The organism is Okeania sp. (assembly GCF_983059655.1).
Window position 1 is genome coordinate 14,644 of the sequence record NZ_CEZPJD010000008.1, and the last position, 18,897, is coordinate 33,540.

At 35.1% G+C, this 18,897-nt stretch carries 12 protein-coding genes; 9 read left to right on the forward strand and 3 right to left on the reverse strand.

The features are described from left to right. The first annotated feature begins 119 nt into the window (after positions 1–119). From AC3DU7_RS01305 to AC3DU7_RS01330, 6 genes are all read left to right on the forward strand, one after another. A complete protein-coding gene (locus AC3DU7_RS01305; protein ID WP_488037566.1) occupies positions 120–2,141 on the forward strand; it encodes a ShlB/FhaC/HecB family hemolysin secretion/activation protein in 2,022 nt (673 codons plus the stop codon). Between the two features lie 652 nt (positions 2,142–2,793). Beyond that, a complete protein-coding gene (locus tag AC3DU7_RS01310; RefSeq protein ID WP_488037567.1) occupies positions 2,794–2,964 on the forward strand; it encodes a hypothetical protein in 171 nt (56 codons plus the stop codon). Between the two features lie 378 nt (positions 2,965–3,342). Then, positions 3,343–4,209 (forward strand): ferredoxin:protochlorophyllide reductase (ATP-dependent) iron-sulfur ATP-binding protein, encoded by an 867-nt coding sequence (bchL, locus tag AC3DU7_RS01315; RefSeq protein WP_293073279.1) that lies wholly within the window; start codon positions 3,343–3,345, stop codon positions 4,207–4,209. Between the two features lie 39 nt (positions 4,210–4,248). Further along, on the forward strand, positions 4,249–5,547 hold the full coding sequence (locus AC3DU7_RS01320; RefSeq protein WP_488037568.1) for a DUF5331 domain-containing protein: 1,299 nt from the start codon (positions 4,249–4,251) through the stop codon (positions 5,545–5,547). Between the two features lie 936 nt (positions 5,548–6,483). Continuing rightward, positions 6,484–7,881 carry a ferredoxin:protochlorophyllide reductase (ATP-dependent) subunit N gene (locus AC3DU7_RS01325; RefSeq protein WP_488037569.1) on the forward strand — a complete coding sequence of 466 codons (1,398 nt, stop codon included), beginning with the start codon at positions 6,484–6,486 and terminating at the stop codon, positions 7,879–7,881. A 1,054-nt stretch (positions 7,882–8,935) separates the two neighbouring features. After that, positions 8,936–9,469: a cupin domain-containing protein gene (locus tag AC3DU7_RS01330; protein ID WP_488037570.1), complete on the forward strand. Its 534-nt coding sequence runs from the start codon at positions 8,936–8,938 to the stop codon at positions 9,467–9,469. Between the two features lie 1,467 nt (positions 9,470–10,936). Here AC3DU7_RS01330 and AC3DU7_RS01335 read toward each other — a convergent pair. Further along, positions 10,937–11,749: an NERD domain-containing protein gene (locus AC3DU7_RS01335; protein ID WP_488037571.1), complete on the reverse strand. Its 813-nt coding sequence runs from the start codon at positions 11,747–11,749 to the stop codon at positions 10,937–10,939. Between the two features lie 1,669 nt (positions 11,750–13,418). On the opposite strand from AC3DU7_RS01335, the gene AC3DU7_RS01340 reads away from it, so the two are divergent. After that, the gene (locus AC3DU7_RS01340) at positions 13,419–14,624 is read left to right on the forward strand and encodes a DNA cytosine methyltransferase (protein WP_488037572.1); all 1,206 of its coding nucleotides are present in this window, start codon (positions 13,419–13,421) and stop codon (positions 14,622–14,624) included. A 496-nt stretch (positions 14,625–15,120) separates the two neighbouring features. Here AC3DU7_RS01340 and AC3DU7_RS01345 read toward each other — a convergent pair whose 3' ends face one another. Both AC3DU7_RS01345 and AC3DU7_RS01350 read right to left on the reverse strand, forming a co-directional pair. Beyond that, on the reverse strand, positions 15,121–15,276 hold the full coding sequence (locus tag AC3DU7_RS01345; protein ID WP_488037573.1) for a hypothetical protein: 156 nt from the start codon (positions 15,274–15,276) through the stop codon (positions 15,121–15,123). A gap of 175 nt (positions 15,277–15,451) precedes the next feature. Next, positions 15,452–16,297 (reverse strand): Cfr10I/Bse634I family restriction endonuclease, encoded by an 846-nt coding sequence (locus tag AC3DU7_RS01350; protein WP_488037574.1) that lies wholly within the window; start codon positions 16,295–16,297, stop codon positions 15,452–15,454. A 192-nt stretch (positions 16,298–16,489) separates the two neighbouring features. Between AC3DU7_RS01350 and AC3DU7_RS01355 the strand changes: the two genes are divergently transcribed. Together AC3DU7_RS01355 and AC3DU7_RS01360 are read left to right on the forward strand one after the other, a co-directional pair. Beyond that, positions 16,490–17,152, forward strand: a complete 663-nt coding sequence (locus AC3DU7_RS01355) for a DUF3318 domain-containing protein (protein ID WP_202223408.1) — start codon at positions 16,490–16,492, stop codon at positions 17,150–17,152. Between the two features lie 387 nt (positions 17,153–17,539). Next, positions 17,540–18,544, forward strand: a complete 1,005-nt coding sequence (locus tag AC3DU7_RS01360; RefSeq protein ID WP_488037575.1) for a sugar transferase — start codon at positions 17,540–17,542, stop codon at positions 18,542–18,544. The last annotated feature ends 353 nt before the right edge of the window (positions 18,545–18,897 follow it).

The window sequence follows — 18,897 nt, forward strand, 5'->3', positions numbered from 1 at the left end:
ATACGATTGCTATATATCTAAATAAATAACTTAGTTTTTGGCTGTTATTAGAACGCTCTAGGAGCTAGAATTCACATTTTTTTTGTAAATAAAACTAAACCTAGACTATAACTATTGCAATGTTTCAATCGCTCACATTAATTCCTACTACATTTATAATTATTTGCCTATTAGCTAATCAAGCTGTATCCAAAACTACAGATGTGAATAAATTATGGGATAAAAATTCAGTGAAAACCAAAAAATTGCATTGTTTATCATGCAAAAACTTTAAACTAATATCAAAATCAACTCCAAAACTAATTTATAAATATCGAAATAAAAACCTTAAACAAAAAACTTTAAGCGCTCAATCACTCAAAAATCAAGGGCTAAAATTAATAGCCGACTCCAAAATTTATCCTCAACAAAAAAACATTAAAATTATTAATACTTTAAATTCAAAAGAACCAATTTATGCCCAAAATACTCCAACAAATCAAGAAATACGACAAAATTTACCAGATAATCCCCGACCAGATCCAAATCGCGATCGCTTCCTCCAACCCCTTCCCCAACCAACCCAACCAGAAGAGCCAAAAGAAGAAGAACTAAAAAAATCACCACCACCCCAACCTCTGCCAGATGAGCCTACTCAAAAAATTCCCGTGCAGAGAATTTTAGTATCAGGAAGTACAATTTTAACCCCAGAAGAAATAAACTCCCTCACTGGGCCGTTAGAAGGACGTTTAGTTACCCTATCAGAACTTCGGCAAATAGCAGATCAAATTACCGAAATTTATCTAGAACGTGGCTATATCACCTCAAGAGCAATTTTACCGCCCCAAACGATCGCCGAGGGCGTAGTCAGAATTCAAGTTATAGAAGGAATTTTGGGAGAAGTCCAAATAGAAGGTACAAAAAGATTACATAAATCTTATATTAAAAATCGGATACGACTTGGAGCAGGCCAACCATTGGACACTGCTCAACTAGAAAATCAACTACGATTACTTCGAGGTAATCCCTTATTTGAAAATATTGAAGCTAGTTTGCGAGCCAGCGAAAATCCAGGAGAGAGTATTCTAATTGTTCGTGTTACAGAAGCAAACCCTTTTGAATTTAGTATAAATACTGATAATTACTCACCTCCCACAGTCGGCTCTGAAAGAGTAGGTTCGACATTACTACATCGTAACTTGACAGGGCGGGGTGATTTTTTTGTGGCATCCTACAATACCACCAGGCTTTTTAGGGATGAATCAGATGTTTTTGACTTTATCTACAATTTACCCATTAATTCTATGAATGGGACTTTACAGTTTAGAGCAGCACCTAACAGTAATAGAATTGGTCAAGATTTTCAAGGTATAGAGATTAGTGGCGCAACAGATGTATATGAGTTTAGTTACCGTCAGCCTGTTATAAGAACTCCTAGAGAAGAGTTAGCTTTTTCTGTAGGCTTGAGCTATCAGCGTACAGAGACTTTTTTTGACGATGAATTATTTGATGACCCTAATACTCCAGAAGAAGATGGTATTAACAGCACTACTGTGATTAGGTTAGGACAAGACTATATTCGTCGAGATCCTCGAGGAGCTTGGGCTTTGCGATCGCAATTTAATATTGGCACTAATTTATTTGATGCTACAGAGAAGGAAGACCCTCAACCCGATGGAAATTTCTTCAGTTGGCTAGGCCAAGTGCAAAGGGTACAAAGATTAAGTGCAAATCATTTATTGATTGTCCAAGGAGATTTGCAGTTATCCTCAATTCCTCTATTGCCATATCAACAATTTATTATTGGCGGTGGTTTATCGTTACGGGGCTATCGCCAGAATATACGTTCCGGGGATAATGGTTTTCGGTTTTCTATTGAAGACCGGATTACGGTTTATCGGGATGAGTCTGGTTTACCATCGATACAATTTACTCCGTTTATAGATATTGGAGCTGTTTGGAATGATGGTAGTAATCCTAATAATGAATTTTTACCAGACCAAAGATTTTTGGCAGGAGCAGGCATAGGTTTGATTTGGCAACCACTGCCACAGGTTGATTTGCGTCTGGACTATGGTATCCCTTTGGTAGACCTGGACGATCGTGGCAATAATGCTCAAGACTCAGGATTTTATTTCAGCGTAATTTTCCGGCCACTCTAGGGAGTGAGGGAGTGGGGGAGTGGGGGTTCTTGAGGAAACGGAGACACGGAGAGGGGGAGACACGGAGAGGGGATTATTGAGGACACAGAGAGGAGGAGATAGGGTGTCACCGCGTCCCCGCGTCCCCATGTCTCCGTTTCCTCAGTGGAATGGGCATCTTGCCCGTTCCTGATATTTTCCCCAACACTCCTAAAGAAATTTATTTGGGCTAATAAAATTTTTTGTTATAAAAATTAACCTTGGGCAATCCTGTTCCTCAATAATTGAATTTACTATTGGGCAATCGTCTAATTATCAGACTAAACTAGAAAACCCTTCTAACCTCAAAGTCTCTGAAAGCATTCATTTGAGCCATAAAATTTGTCTTGATATTATTCAATACCTATTTTTTTTAATATTGTTACTTTTTATAAAAAATAAACTACAAAAATAATTTATTAGCTGATAAATTTCCCTTAAAAGCAATTAATAGCAGTAAAAAATTAAACTTAAAAAATATTCAATCTAAATGCTTCTGTTTAGAGCATCTGATAAATCTTGCCCCTCTTTTTTTTGTAGTGAAGTTAGACAATAATTCTTTTCAGAAGCCAAAAAAAATAGGTTGACCAATAAAGCCAATAAAGTAAGGTCTCAAGCTCCCCCTTTTAAGGGAATGAAAAGCCGTCAAGGGATGGCGATCTTCGGAGCGGCTCTGATAAGAGCTGGTCTCGGAGCCATATCCAATCGACCAAGAGAAAATCAACTTCAGTATTTTTGTAGCTTCTCTATTACGGGAGGTACTGTTAACGAAGTCAGAAGTCAGAAGCGAGTGTGTAATTCTTAGGGGACCTCAGAATGTAAGACACACTTAAGACAGTCAGAAGTTATTTTTGTAACGGGGATTTAAGCTCCGCTCCAAAAATATTGCGCCAGTCAAGGCGGGGTTGCCCGACCCATATTATTTTGATAACTGATAACTGAAAATGACCAACCTTTAATAAATCTGGACTTTATCTCCATAACCAGAAGTTTGCCCATAAGTTACAGCAATACGGAAATAGGTTAAGGCAATAATAAACACTCAAACTCTGTCAAGGATTACTTCTAACTTTTGACTTACTGTAGCTGTTGCCTGCGCGCAGCGCTATAAGCAAAACTTGAGCTTATTATAAAAAGTTCTTAAGCCTCATCTAAAATTAAAAAATTATCCAGGAGAAAAAAATTGAAACTCTCAGTATATGGAAAAGGCGGCATCGGCAAATCTACAACAAGCTGCAACATCTCAGTGGCCTTAGCCAAACGTGGTAAAAAAGTTCTACAAATCGGTTGCGACCCAAAACACGACAGTACATTTACCCTCACAGGATTTCTCATCCCTACAATTATTGACACCCTACAAGAAAAGGACTACCATTACGAAGATATCTGGCCAGAAGATGTCATTTATAAAGGTTATGGTGGTGTAGACTGTGTAGAAGCAGGTGGACCACCTGCTGGAGCAGGTTGTGGTGGCTACGTTGTCGGCGAAACAGTCAAACTACTCAAAGAATTAAATGCCTTTGACGAATACGACGTCATTTTATTCGACGTACTCGGTGACGTAGTCTGTGGTGGTTTTGCAGCTCCACTAAACTATTCAGACTACTGCATGATTGTCACAGATAATGGCTTCGATGCCCTCTTTGCAGCTAATCGCATTGCCGCCTCTGTCCGTGAAAAAGCTCGTACCCATCCTCTTCGTTTAGCGGGCCTAATAGGTAATCGTACATCCAAGCGCGATCTAATTAATAAATATGTAGAAGCTGTACCAATGCCAGTACTAGAAGTCCTACCACTAATCGAAGATATTCGGGTTTCTCGCGTCAAGGGCAAAACATTGTTTGAAATGGCCGAAAACGATCCTTCACTCCAATACGTTTGTAACTATTACCTGAACATTGCCGACCAAATTTTGGCATTGCCAGAAGGAGTAGTGCCCAACGAATCTCTTGATCGCGATTTGTTTTCCTTACTATCTGATTTCTACTTAAATCCTAGTAAGCCTGAAGTTATGTCAGAGGATGAGAAGCTTGACCTGATGATGGTTTAATAGATTTAGCTCTTCTCAGGATAAGGAATTATAGAAGTCATGGTTTTCTTTGAACAATTATCAACGTCCCTCAAACAAAAATGGCTGCACTACTACCAAAAAAATCGCCCATGGTTGGTACTGCACATGACAGATGAAAATACAGTCCAGACTCCTGATGGAGGAAGGAGACCTGTGTCATACCTTATCTTGGGAATTCTTAATGCCCTGGAACCAGAGTTAGAGGCATTAATGTTGCCTTTCTCCAAACTTAAGGCAGATGCAGATAGTTTAATAGAAGTTTTAGGATTAAATTTTGACCCAGATATTGCCATAGGTGAAAAACCAGATCCTTCCATAGAAAAATCAACATCGATATTGTCTGATGATCCTCAAGAGTCTCCAGGATCTTATTCCCCAATTATGCCAGACCAAAATGAAGATTCTAATAATTGGGGTACTGCAGCAGTGGTAGGTGGAGCTGCCGCTGTTGGTGGAGCTGCTATCATGGCCTCGGAAATGGATATGGACTCTGATGATTTGCTTGATGATGACCAGAGTGAGTTAGACCTGGAGTCAGAAACGGATGAGTTGGATATAGGACTAGATTCTGACTCAGAAGTAGATGATGATTTGGACTTAGATATGGAGCCAGCAGCGGATGAGTTGGATATGGAACTGGATTCTGACTCAGAAGCAGATGATGATTTGGACTTGGATATGGGACTGGATTCTGATTCAGAAGCAGATGATGATTTGGACTTGGATATGGATTCAGCAGCGGATGAGTTGGATATAGGACTAGATTCTGATTCAGAAGCAGATGATGATTTGGACTTGGATATGGAGTCAGAAGCGGATGAGTTGGATATGGGACTGGATTCTGATTCAGAAGCAGATGATGATTTGGACTTGGATATGGATTCAGCAGCGGATGAGTTGGATATGGGACTGGATTCTGGCTCAGAAGCAGATGATGATTTGGACTTGGATATGGATTCTGACCCAGAAGCAGCAGATGACTTGGGTAGTATGGACCTCAGCGATATAGATGTAGATACTTCTGACAATCTCGATCTTGGAGAAGATAGCTCTGACTTTATCGCAGAAGATATTCCCGATCCCTTTGAAGATACATCGGCGAAGTTAGATGAGTCTGGGCTGGATGAGCTAGGTGATATGGATCTTAGCGACTTAGGAGATGATAATCAATTTGATGATTTGTCTTCTGATGATTTAGGAGATTTGGATCTTGATTTGGATGGAGATGATCTTGATTTGGATGAGGCCGATCTAGATTCTTTAGCAGGAGATAAAAAGTCTTCTAACGATGACGATCTTGAAGGTTTGTTGGGTTAAATAATAGGAAAATTGAAATTGACTAGTTTGTTTTATCGGGGGAGGGCAGAAGTTAATTAATTGATAATTGATAATGGATAATTACCTCTGGTTAAGACCGTTACGGAATTGAATATAAGGAAATATGATTTCTTTTCTTGGTCGATTGGATATGGTTAGGAAATCTATACATCCCACCCTACGGGAAGCTACGCTTTTTCCTGCTGAATGCTACGCAAACATGTCGGTGACAGCCGTTAACGTAGTTATGCGCCAGCAAAACGGCAGCTTTTTCCCCTTAAAAGTAGAGGCTTTAAACCAGAATTCTTTAATTATTAATTATTAATTATTTGGTAAAAGGTTTCTGTTATCTGCCCTCTGCTGCTAGGAAAGGGAGCAAAGGTTTAAGACTCCCACTGTTTTATTCCGTGGCTTCAATTATGAAGGGGTCTGAATCCTCTTCTAACTTGCCGCTTCTGCCCTCTGTCATCTGCCTTCTGCCTTTTTCAATTACTATGTTTTGATTTTTAGCAGATATAAAAATTACATCAACTATTGATTTTTATGCCTGTGCTGGTTGAAATGTTATTAGTATCAACCAGAGTCTCTTTTACTCAAAAAAAACACAGTTTACATTAAAGATGTAATTTGTAAATGTTATTTCAATACATAGCGATTAGCAATCAGTTATTTGTTGAACTTAAAACTATAGCGCTAGGGAATAGGGAACAGGGAACAGGGAATAGCGAAATGTAAAAGGGTTTTCGGTGCGTAAATGCTCCGCGAACAAGATTGAAAAATGTCCTAACAAATTCCTATAGTGCTATATTACCTGTAATCTTATAGAATTTTCTCCCTATCTCACACTTTTTTGTAGTGCTATAAAGGTTGACTTTTTACTAGCATGAGCATTGATTTTTCCCCAAAAAAATTATTGATAAATAGGAGTATTTTTTGATGACTAATACTGTTGCACCTGAAGCTTTAACTTTTGAATGTGAAACTGGTAATTATCATACTTTTTGTCCGATTAGTTGTGTATCTTGGCTTTATCAAAAGATTGAAGATAGTTTCTTCTTAGTAATTGGTACTAAGACTTGTGGTTATTTCTTACAAAATGCCATGGGAGTAATGATTTTTGCTGAACCTCGTTACGCTATGGCTGAGTTGGAAGAAGGTGATATTTCAGCTAAGTTAAATGATTATGATGAATTGAAACGTTTATGTTTACAAATTAAGCGCGACAGGAATCCTAGTGTGATAGTTTGGATTGGCACTTGTACCACTGAAATTATTAAAATGGATTTGGAAGGTTTGGCTCCTAAATTAGAGTCAGAAATTGGTATTCCAATTGTGGTTGCTCGTGCTAATGGTTTGGATTATGCCTTTACTCAAGGGGAAGATACTGTCTTAGCAGCTATGGCAGCTCGTTGTCCTAATCAAGCTCCTGAAGTGGAAAAAGAGGAAAGAAGTGGGATACAAAAACTATTAAGTTTTGGCAAGAAAAAAGAGGAGGTTGCTGCCGAAGAATCTGAGTATGTTGAGCATCCACCTTTAGTTTTATTTGGCTCTTTACCAGACCCAGTTGTAACTCAATTGACTTTGGAATTGAAGAAGCAAGGAATTAAAGTTTCTGGTTGGTTGCCTGCTAAACGTTACACAGAATTACCAGTAGTTGAAGAGGGATATTATGTGGCAGGTTTAAATCCTTTCTTGAGTCGGACTGCTACTACTTTAATGCGTCGTCGTAAGTGTAAATTAATTGGTGCGCCATTCCCCATAGGACCAGATGGAAGTAGGGCTTGGATTGAGAAGATTTGTTCTGTTTTTGGTATTGAACCCCAAGGGTTAGCAGAACGAGAAAAGCAAATTTGGGATAATTTGGAAGACTATATCCAATTAATTCGTGGTAAATCTGTCTTCTTTATGGGTGATAATTTGCTGGAGATTTCTTTGGCTCGTTTTTTGATTCGTTGTGGCATGACTTGCTCAGAAATTGGTATTCCTTATATGGATAAAAGATATCAAAAAGCCGAGTTGGAAATGTTAGAAAAAACTTGTAACGAAATGGGTGCGCCTTTGCCTAAGATTATTGAGAAACCTGATAATTATAATCAGATTCAAAGAATTTATGAATTGAAGCCAGATTTGGTAATTACTGGTATGGCTCATGCTAATCCTTTGGAAGCTAGAGGAATTAATACTAAGTGGTCTGTTGAGTTTACTTTTGCTCAAATTCATGGGTTTACAAATGCTCGTGATATTTTGGAATTAGTAACTCGTCCGTTGCGTCGAAATCATGCTTTGAAAGATTTAGGTTGGGATAAGTTGGTAAAGGAGGAGGCGAAGGTTTAATTGACAGATTTTTGGGTAGAAAAAATTCCTAAATTGTAGAGTTTAGTTGTCAAAATAGTAGGGTTGGTTTTACTTGCTCTACTAATTCTTTTCCCATGAGGAGGAGTAGGAGACAATTCTCATTTTATTCACAGATTTTGTCACAGAAAAAATTATGATAATTTGGGCAAAAATTAGCACTTATTCAGAAAAATAATTGTCCCTCGTTTGGTGAATTTACTAATTTTCTGAGACTGGCAACTGAGGAGATAATTTTTCAACTTCAGTAATCTTGATTGAGGGGAGTTAAAAGGGGTAATTCTCATTTCATCTATAAATTTTGTCACAGATAATTTGGGCAAAAATTAGCACTTATTCAGAAAAATAATTGTCCCTCGTTTGGTGAATTTACTAATTTTCTGAGACTGGCAACTGAGGAGATAATTTTTCAACTTCAGTAATCTTGATTGAGGGGAGTTAAAAGGGGTAATTCTCATTTCATCTATAAATTTTGTCACAGATAATTTGGGCAAAAATTAGCACTTATTCAGAAAAATAATTGTCCCTCGTTTGGTGAATTTACTAATTTTCTGAGACTGGCAACTGAGGAGATAATTTTTCAACTTCAGTAATCTTGATTGAGGGGAGTTAAAAGGGGTAATTCTCATTTCATCTATAAATTTTGTCACAGATAATTTGGGCAAAAATTAGCACTTATTCAGAAAAATAATTGTCCCTCGTTTGGTGAATTTACTAATTTTCTGAGACTGGCAACTGAGGAGATAATTTTTCAACTTCAGTAATCTTGATTGAGGGGAGTTAAAAGGGGTAATTCTCATTTCATCTATAAATTTTGTCACAGATAATTTGGGCAAAAATTAGCACATCTATAGGACTACTAGGACTACCCATTTTAAATTTTTGTTTTAAATTTTTGAATAGATTTTTTGAAGTGAGTATTTAGCAAATAATTTTTTTATGGTAAAAGAGCTAAACTTACTACTAGATATAGAAGACTAGCAAGCTAAAATATCTAGGTAAATCTTTTAGTTATTAATTATTAAAAAGAAAAGCTATGGAAGGATTGAGAAGAATTGTTACCGGACATAATGCTGATGGTAAATCAATTGTAATGATTGATGGACCCCCAGCAAGATCGATAGGTAAGGAAGTCGGAGGACTATTTGAAATATGGAACACTGATGGAAATCAAATAAATACTTTTGATGAAATTGATAGAGCTGATACTGATGTACTTTTGTCTCCTCCAAAAGGAGGAACCAAGTTTAGATATTTTGCGATAAATCCTATTCCGGAGGGAGTGCCAAAGGAAAAGCTTGAAGAGTTAGCAGCTATAGCTTTTGCCGAAATAGGTGCATCTCAAGATAGAGTCGATACAACTCGACATCCTGGAATGCATAAAACAAAAACAATAGATTATATTATTTTACTAAAAGGAGATGTGACTCTATTACTAGATAATGATGAAGTTCAGTTAAAACCATTTGATGTTGTGGTTCAACGAGGCACTAATCACGCATGGGTAAATAATGGTAAAGAACCTGCACTTTTTATTGCAGTTCTCATTGATAGTGATTTGAAAGATTAACTTATTTAATAGTTTTTTAAGATGTGGTAATAGAATTAAAGTCAGTTGCCTCTCCTTTTCAGGGGTGACAGGAACCTCTAATTATAATTATCAATAAAATACTATTTATCTCCCCAAATACTTTTATAGCTTTGAGAATCTGAAAACCTATTTTTATCAAAACTTGTTTAAATATAACTATCAGCATTTAAGAAGAATCTAGTTGGAAGCCAAATTCCATTTCATCCACAGATTTTATCATAGCAAATAATTCGATAGTTTTGCCAATATTTAGGACTAAGGCAGAAAAATAATAGGTGACAGTTTTCCCGTTCTACTAATTTTTTGCCGACTCAGAAGCTCAAAGATAATTCTTATTTCATTCACAGATATTCTCAGCCCAAAAATTATGATAATTTGTCAATATTTACCACCTACTCATCAAAATAATAGGTAAGAATTTTCCAACTCTACTAATTTTTTCCGAGGAAAGAACTAGAAGGTAGCCCTCATTTCATTCATAGATATTCTCAGCCCAAAAATTATGATAATTTGCCAATATTTACCACCTACTCATCAAAGTACTAGGTAATAATTTTCCAACTCTACTAATTTTTTCCGAGGAAGGAACTAGAAGGTAGCCCTCATTTCATTCATAGATATTCTCAGCCCAAAAATTATGATAATTTGCCAATATTTACCACCTACTCATCAAAGTACTAGGTAATAATTTTCCAACTCTACTAATTTTTTCCGAGGAAGGAACTAGAAGGTAGCCCTCATTTCATTCATAGATATTCTCAGCCCAAAAATTATGATAATTTGCCAATATTTACCACCTACTCATCAAAGTACTAGGTAATAATTTTCCAACTCTACTAATTTTTTCCGAGGAAGGAACTAGAAGGTAGCCCTCATTTCATTCATAGATATTCTCAGCCCAAAAATTATGATAATTTGCCAATATTTACCACCTACTCATCAAAGTACTAGGTAAAAGTTTTCTGGCTCTACTAATTTTTTTCCGAGGAAGGAAGCTCAAAGATAATTCTTATTTCATTCACAGATATTCTCAACTCAAAAATTATGATAATTTGCTAGTATTTACCACCTACTCATCAAAGTACTAGGTAAAAGTTTTCTGGCTCTACTAATTTTTTTCCGAGGAAGGAAGCTCAAAGATAATTCTTATTTCATTCACAGATATTCTCAACTCAAAAATTATGATAATTTGCTAGTATTTACCACCTACTCATCAAAGTACTAGGTAAAAGTTTTCCGACTCTACTAATTTTTTTCCCAGGAAGAAAGCTCAAAGACAAATCTCATTTCATTCACAGATTTTTCACTAGAAAAAAAATCGATAATTTTGCCAAGATGTAAAACTAATTCAGAAAACTATCACCGAATATTTTTTTACTTGACTGATTTTTTTAACTACAAAAATATGAAAAATTATCGTCGGACACTAAATCTTGCTCAAAACTATTATTGATAATAACTACTTTTCATTTCAAAACTTTCTTTTGCTTTGTGAAGTTCATCTGCCCACTTTTTAAGTGTTCCTTCTTTATATCCAAGAAACTCTTCTCGTTTTGCCAGTTCTTTTTCTTTTTCCTTGATTTCTAGTTCTCGCTTTTCAAGTCTTTCTTCTCGTTCTTTCAGTTTATTTTCCCATTCTGTTGTATTTTTTCTAGTCTGATGAGGCTTTTGTTTCAGCGATAATAAGTCAGAAGCTATCTTTCTTAATTCATCATCTGAAAAATTCATATACTTATTAGTTTGAAATTCTATTTGTTTAGCCAGTTCATCAACACCTAATAGTCTAAACCACCAGCTATGACTAGAAATTTTATTTGTACTATTTGGATGAAGTGAAGGGCTAATAGAAACAATACAAGTTGAATACCAAAATGGTCGATCATCTGCTACTTTCTCTAAGCAACGAAATTTATGTTTGTTTCCTTTGAGCAAGTTAAACCATTTAATCCGATACTCTTGAACCTGTTGAAATGGATTTCTATCTTGACTACCTACAATATGCCCACTAGGCGTAGACCAATCGCCATTCTCAGATGCTGTAAATTGTTCATGGCATTCTTTTAAGTCAATAGGAATAATCGCATCCTTTTTCAGGACTGTTAAATCAATCTGACAATTTTCAATATAATAATCCATTAAAACTAAATGGAGTTTCTCTTCATTACCGAAACGAAATTCCATGTCATCCAAAAATTTTCCTACAGCTTCTCTTTCATAGGATGTATCAAAATTTTTTCCCATCCAAACTTCAACAGTCATTGTGTCTATCCTTAAACTACTAACAATATTTATCTGTTGATGAAATTATAATAGGTGACTATTCGATATTCGGATGATAGATATATAGGGTATACCGAATAATTAAGGTGAAAATCCTCTCCTTTAAAGGAGAAACAAGCGGTCGTTTTGCTAGCGCATAACTACGTTAACGGCTGTCGCCGATATGTTTGCGTAGCATGACCTAGGAAAAAGCGGAGCGCACCCGTTGGGTGGGATGGATGGGTTTCCTAACCATATCCAATCGACCAAGAGAGAAAAAATTTTCCTTTTATTCAATGCTCTTCCTTTTAGGGAGAGGTAATAATCAATTATCCATTATCAATTATTGAACGTACTTGGTAAGTTGTTTACTATAATTTTGCCTGAGTAAAAAGTTGAAAGTTGAAAAGCTATTTTTTATCTAAAATCATTCAATTCTACTGCCAGTATTGAACAAGAATCTAGTCGAATATATGAGGAAATATTTGAATAGTTTTACAAAATATATCCTTCCTCAAACCGAACAATTCTATACTTAATCAAATTGACATTTATTAGTAGATTTTGAACAAAGCGATCGCTCAAATATCTCTCATCATTCCCTGTTCCCTAACAACTGCTGCGAAGTCTAATTTCTACGAGATATAAAATGTTGGGCTACAGGCCACTGGAATCATAGACTAATATCTAATACCTTTTTTGAATTTGGTTTGAAGTTTAAGCGATCACAAACTATCTTTAAATCAAAACTTGAGGGCAAGAGGATAAAGATAATTTTTACTAATCTAAATAAGCTTTAAGATTGTTTGTGTAAATCAAAAAAATCCCTTTTTTTCTCAATTATTACAAAATATTTCACGAACTTGCGTTGTTTCAGCGATTTGTATCATACTCTGAACATTAAGATATAATGCCAATGTTGTGTCTAAAACAAAAATAACCTCCTTTCAATCAAGCTACAACCCAGTATTTACGTTAAAAATATCCTAGATATTGCGATTTGCAGCGAACTAAAATAAGCTCAAAAAAACAAATTTTACATAAGTCAAAATACCTAAGTAATTATAGACATTGACAAAACGCCACAAATAGTTTTAAAACTTGCTCTATCCAAAATATAATTATTCTCATCTCAGTTCCCTATTTCTGATTTCCTCAAAGCTAAAACCTAGATGATTGATGAAACGGAATAACTCCTATACCTATGTTTATATAGCAAGGAACTCTTAACTAGTCCAGAAGGCAAAAGTCGGAAAAAATCAGACCGTATTTGATTCACGATCAGTCTATCTCCTTAGCAACTCAATATTTGCTATATCTTTAAATTTGTGGCGATCGCCACCTATATTTTTACTAGGTTAAAAGAATATTTAAGCAAAAGTTTCTTACTCAACAATTAATAATTAACAATTACCTCTCTTTAAAAAAATAGGATTAACTAAAAGGATTATTTTTATAGCAGAAAGAAGAAGGAAGAAGGAAGAAGGAAACATATTGCTTTGCCTGAGTTTTAAGCTTTTGATATGTTCGCGACCTTTCCTTCGACTGCTATATTTTTTCTCCTTGATGCCTAGAGACTTTCAACCTTAATTATTTGGTAAAATTACTCTCTCAGGCATAATTAATCAATCTACAAACCTTAATATCGCTAAATTATTTATAGTAAATAGTGCAAAAAATCAAAATATTTTCCTTTTTTTCAGGCTGTGGCTTTCTAGACTTAGGCTTTGAAAATAGTGGCTTTGAAGTTGTCTTTGTCAATGAAAAGTTTTCTCCCTTCATGGCAGCTTATCGTTATGCTCGACAATTATTAGAAATATCTGAGCCAGAGTATGGATATTTAGAAGACGATTTAGTTAATTTAACTGGGGAAAATGGAAAAACCCATTTACAAGAATTAGTCAAAAATGCTCAGAAAAATTCTGATTTTGTCGGATTTATTGGCGGACCTCCTTACCCTGACTTTTCAGTAGGAGGAAAAAACCGAGGAAAAAACGGAGAAAATGGTAAATTATCAGATGCTTATATAGAATTAATTTGTCAGCAGAAACCAGATTTTTTTGTATTTGAAAATGTTAAAGGTTTATGGTCAACCAAAAAACATCGGGCATTTTATGAGGAAATGAAGCGCAAGTTGTATAGATACGGATATATCATTACCGAACGTTTAATTAATTCTATTGAGTATGGAGTTCCCCAGGATAGATATAGAATTATTTTAATAGGATTCCGATGTAACTTACTGAAAGATAAAGGTTTTGATATTAACTATACTCAGGTAATTCCTGAAAATATTTTTCCCTGGGAAAAGTATGTATTGTATCCTCAAAATCAAGTTTTTTATTATCCTTGGCCTCAGACAAATACCTTTGTAGAAAATTCTCAAATAGATTGCCCGAATGGAATACCTAAAGAACTAACAGTTGAATATTGGTTTAGGCAAAATAATGTTGTTTCTCATCCTAATTCAGAACATTATTTTCAACCAAGAGCTGGTCGAGTAAAATTCGAGAAAGTAGCAGAAGGAGATGATGGAAAAAAATCTTATAAACGCCTTCATCGATGGCGTTATTCTCCCACAGCTTGTTATGGAAATAATGAAGTTCATTTACATCCATATAAAGTTCGTCGTCTTTCGGCAGCAGAAGCATTAGCTATCCAGTCTTTACCTAAAAAATTTGCTTTACCAAGTAATATGACTCTCACTCATCAATTTAAAACTATCGGTAATGGAGTACCATATTTAGCTGCTCAAAGAGTTGCTAAAACTATTCTTGATTTTCTCAATATAAATAAAATTTCTGATCGAGAAGAAATGAATCATCAATTAGAATTACCTTTAGTTTATTCTCCAAAAGGCAAGTATAAAGTCTGACCTCACTAAACTTATTTAGAGCAGCTTTCCGATCGAAAAGTAAGAAGGAATTATACAGAAGCAAGAGGGAAGATCTTTTTGAGATTGTCGGGGTTTTGCCTCCTAATTCCTACTTGAATAAATAGAGCCAATCAAATCAATCTAGCAATCCTATTTGAGTTGTGTAAAAAATCCTGGAAAAAAGCAGCAACTAATCTGGCAATATAGGTAAAAATTCCATACTGTTTATCTATATTTATTTATTTAGGATTTTTTATATAGCGTTTCCAAAGCTAATGAGGTACAGTTATTTTTCTTCTTTATCGATTCCTACGTAACCAGAATTACTACTCCCTACTCCCTACTCCCTACTCCATAAAACTAAGGAATTTTGTACCTCACAAGTATGGGAATTGCTATATCAGATTTATGATTGCTATATAGAAAAAGCTTGTGAGGGAGAAAACCGAGTCTGGAAAAAACTAACAGGGATTAAATAGGGCTTGCTGATTAAATATCACGCGTCTTGACTGGTTTTGGTTTTACCCTTTTCAGGTACTAAGGGAGTACCAGCTTTTAGGTGGGTCAGGTTCAAAAATCTAAGATTTTCGGCAAGATTAGGGTAGAAAATCACTTTTACGATTCTTCTGACTACTTCTTCTATAATTCCCATTCCTCCTGACTTCACCGATTCACCGATTCTGGATTCTACCCCTACCACTCATACTTTTTCAGCAAACCCTAAATAATTTATCTAAGCTCTGATTACCTTCTTCTTTTTATCATGCTCATTATTGCTTACCTTTTAATTACAAAAATATGGCATCTTCAACTAAATTAATTAAATCTTACTGATTGTAAGCTGAATACATATTATCTACACTTTTCAAGTCTTGATTTAAAGCAATACCATGAGGAGCAATACCTTGACTAAATATTCTCTTATCTGAATTAGAGAAATCCTCAGCGGTAATCATGTAATATTTCCACATTTGTCCCGATGTATAACTTATGGCTTTAATCATAGCTGTTTCATATAATGCCTGATAACGACGATCTGGGCGATTCGATACTTTAACAGAGATAAAAGCTTTGACTTCTCTGGCCTTAAGTCTGCCTTTTAATAAATCATAAATTTCTACTCCTAAATATTCTGGTTGCTGTGCTTGTAGCTCTATGTATGGCTGGATTGACTGGAAAAGCTGCTGATCTTCAATTACAGAAATAATATAATCAGGACTTGAGAAAAAAATTCTTTTTTTAATTGTTTCAATATTTTCCAGAGGATAAGTTGTTTGAAATTCTTGGGTTTGAAAAATCTTTAAAAATTCAGGTTGAGTTTCATCTCTTGAACTAGGAAGTCTAAAAGTTATCAGAAGTATTTTGTGTTCCAAATAAAAATTTTGGGCTACTTTAGCTAAAAATCCAGTAACTATAAACTCATGCCATCTGCCTTTTGAATTATTCAGCGCTCTGGTAGTTAATTGGGCGATTTTCGTGTTATGTTTTCTTTGATAATTTTCATAAGCAACTACTACCTTATTAACCATCCACTCTAATACTTGAACTACTGAAATATCTAATTCGAGTCTTTGTTTGATTTCTAAATACAAACTTTTATAAATCTCGGTGCTATTAATTTGGATTTTATTTTTACCCTGTCTGTTAACTGTCAAAAACCAAGAATCATTCATTAATATTAATTTAGATGAATCCAAATTCCTATCTATAAAACTCACAATCTAAGTAACTTATAAGTTTGAATTTTGGCATAACTCCTAATATCCCTAAGCAAGAGTAGAAAACATACTGTTTGAAATCTTAAGGTAAACTATTTAAATAAAGGACAACTATGTGTTGAAAAATCTATAGGACTCAAACAAACTATGACATCTTATGCTACTGCCACTGCCAGAGCCGAAATGAGTGAAATTAGACGTCTAAAAGGCTTACTACCACCAGAATTACAAAGTTGGGTCATGGTAGAAAAGTCCATTGAAGTTAATCCTCCACTCATTCGCAGCGAAGAAATAGGCAAAGACCAAATAGAAATATCCATTGACCTCACACTTTGGGAGCAATTAGCATTAGACCAACGTAACCTGTTATTCTGGCATGAAGTGGCCAGAATTCAAAACGATACAATTCCCAGGGATGGTTGGGAGATGGCTGCCCTTGCTATTGGTTTAGGGGGTGCTGTGGGTGAGCTATGGGTACAGGATGGTCTACTTCTAGTTCTGGCTTTGGCTTTGTGTGGTGTATCTGGGTATAGACTCTATCAGAAGAATAATGGTGAACGTAATCTCAAAGAAGCAATAGAAGCAGACGATAAGGCGATCGCTTTAGCAACTCGTTTCGGTTACTCACTTCCCAATGCTTATAAAAGTCTGGGCAGCGCTCTGAAAACTTTAATCGAACAAACCCCTAAAAAACGACAGAGGGCCAAATATGAAGCACGACTTCAAGCTCTCAAGCGCAGTGCTACTAAAGCTAAGGCAAGAGTTAAAGGAAGTCGTGAAACTTCACGCTCTGAAAATATCTATAACTAGACAGGAAATCTTGAGTGGGTTAATCATAAATATAAATTAATCAAAACTAGGCTTGGTAGTGAGTAACAACCCACTCAAATTGATTCTATTTATTTTGGTGTTATGATGGCGATATAACTAGATTAACAGAAAAGGCAGTTTGGTTTCTGCTGATACCATCTGAATATGTTCCATTCTCGAATGTAGTTGGCAGATATTAGTATACTTAAGTTCATACATTAGTATCTAACCATTGCTAATCATTAGTCTAGAGGGTGGTCTAACCATTAAGGTAATTTCTATAGGATCGTTTGAGCATAATTATTAAGATGATTATGCACATAAAATTTCATAAATAACTTTTGTAGAAACAAAACTATAATCATCAAAAATAGGAACCAAGATTCCATGGTCAGCCAAACCTCAGAAACAGATATTCAAGTCACTTTTAGGGATAAAACTCCTGTCATTCATTTACCTCTTCGTTTTACTGTATCAAAGGCAGAATTATTTAAATTAACTTGCCAAAAACTTTTCCAATCAGAAAATCCTACAGGCAAAATTATTATTGATTTTAGTAACACTAATTTTATAGATAGTTGTGGAATTGGTTCTCTAGTCACAAATTTAAAAATAGCAAGAGAAAAAAATATAGAATTTATCCTATCTGATGTTAACTCTCTAGTTATGGGAGTATTTTATTTAACTGGATTAGATAAAATTTTAATCATTGAAGAAACCCCAAATTCAGAAGTTAAAAGTAAGAGCAATAGTAAACCAGAAGACAGTCAACTTCCTGTTACCCATCCTTCTGTAAAATCTTGGGTAAAACGTCTAATTGATATTATTGGTGCTTTAGTAGGATTGTTTATTACAGGTATTTTGTTTATTCCCATCGCTATTTTTATTAAGTTTGATAGTCCTGGCCCAATATTTTTTGGTCAAATACGATGTGGTTGGATGGGAAAAAATTTCCGAATGTGGAAATTTCGCTCTATGTGTGTAAATGCAGAACAACTTAAGAGTAAAATCAAAAATCAAGCTCAAGGTGCAATCTTTAAAAATGAAAATGACCCACGAATTACTAAAGTTGGTAACTTTTTGAGACGAAAGAGTTTGGATGAGTTACCTCAGTTTTGGAATGTACTGAGGGGAGATATGAGTTTAGTGGGAACTAGGCCCCCAACTCCTGATGAAGTGGAACGTTATGAAGTACCTCAATGGCAACGTTTAGATGTTAAACCTGGTATGACAGGAGAATGGCAAGTTAATGGTCGTTCTCAGGTGAAAAATTTTGAAGATATTATTAGGTTGGACTTAAAGTATCAACAAAATTGGAGTCTAATATACGATATAAAGTTAATTCTTAAGACTGTGGGAATCTTATTTAAGAAAAGTGGTGGAGCTTATTAGGATAATTAAAATACTATACTTTTTCCTTCTCTTTCTCGGTCTATAACTTTTTTTCCACTAAGATATTAGCTTTAAATTTCAATATGTTTAAATGATTACAGATTTAAGTTTTACAGCAGAAGGAAGAAGGAAAAATATTATGTTGCCTAAGTTTTAAGCTGTCGATCTGTCCTTTGATTGTTTTATTTGTATTAGGCTTAAATATTTTCAGAATATTTATAGTTTTTAGTTGTATCTGGATAAGTCTAATTAGGGCTTGCTGATTAAATATCAAAGTTTTTAATGGCAAAGGTTTCATACTTTGCAGGTACTAAGGGAGTATCAGCTTTTAGGTAGTTCCAGTTCAAAAATCT

Excerpts from the sequence above, each read along its gene's own strand:
- AC3DU7_RS01305 (WP_488037566.1), top strand. The coding sequence starts at position 120 with ATGTTTCAATCGCTCACATTAATTCCTACTACATTTATAATTATTTGC.
- AC3DU7_RS01320 (WP_488037568.1), top strand. The coding sequence starts at position 4,249 with ATGGTTTTCTTTGAACAATTATCAACGTCCCTCAAACAAAAATGGCTG.
- AC3DU7_RS01345 (WP_488037573.1), bottom strand. The coding sequence starts at position 15,276 with ATGGGAATTATAGAAGAAGTAGTCAGAAGAATCGTAAAAGTGATTTTC.
- AC3DU7_RS01355 (WP_202223408.1), top strand. The coding sequence starts at position 16,490 with ATGACATCTTATGCTACTGCCACTGCCAGAGCCGAAATGAGTGAAATT.
- AC3DU7_RS01335 (WP_488037571.1), bottom strand. The coding sequence starts at position 11,749 with ATGACTGTTGAAGTTTGGATGGGAAAAAATTTTGATACATCCTATGAA.
- AC3DU7_RS01360 (WP_488037575.1), top strand. The coding sequence starts at position 17,540 with ATGGTCAGCCAAACCTCAGAAACAGATATTCAAGTCACTTTTAGGGAT.
- AC3DU7_RS01350 (WP_488037574.1), bottom strand. The coding sequence starts at position 16,297 with ATGAATGATTCTTGGTTTTTGACAGTTAACAGACAGGGTAAAAATAAA.
- AC3DU7_RS01325 (WP_488037569.1), top strand. The coding sequence starts at position 6,484 with ATGACTAATACTGTTGCACCTGAAGCTTTAACTTTTGAATGTGAAACT.
- AC3DU7_RS01310 (WP_488037567.1), top strand. The coding sequence starts at position 2,794 with ATGAAAAGCCGTCAAGGGATGGCGATCTTCGGAGCGGCTCTGATAAGA.
- AC3DU7_RS01330 (WP_488037570.1), top strand. The coding sequence starts at position 8,936 with ATGGAAGGATTGAGAAGAATTGTTACCGGACATAATGCTGATGGTAAA.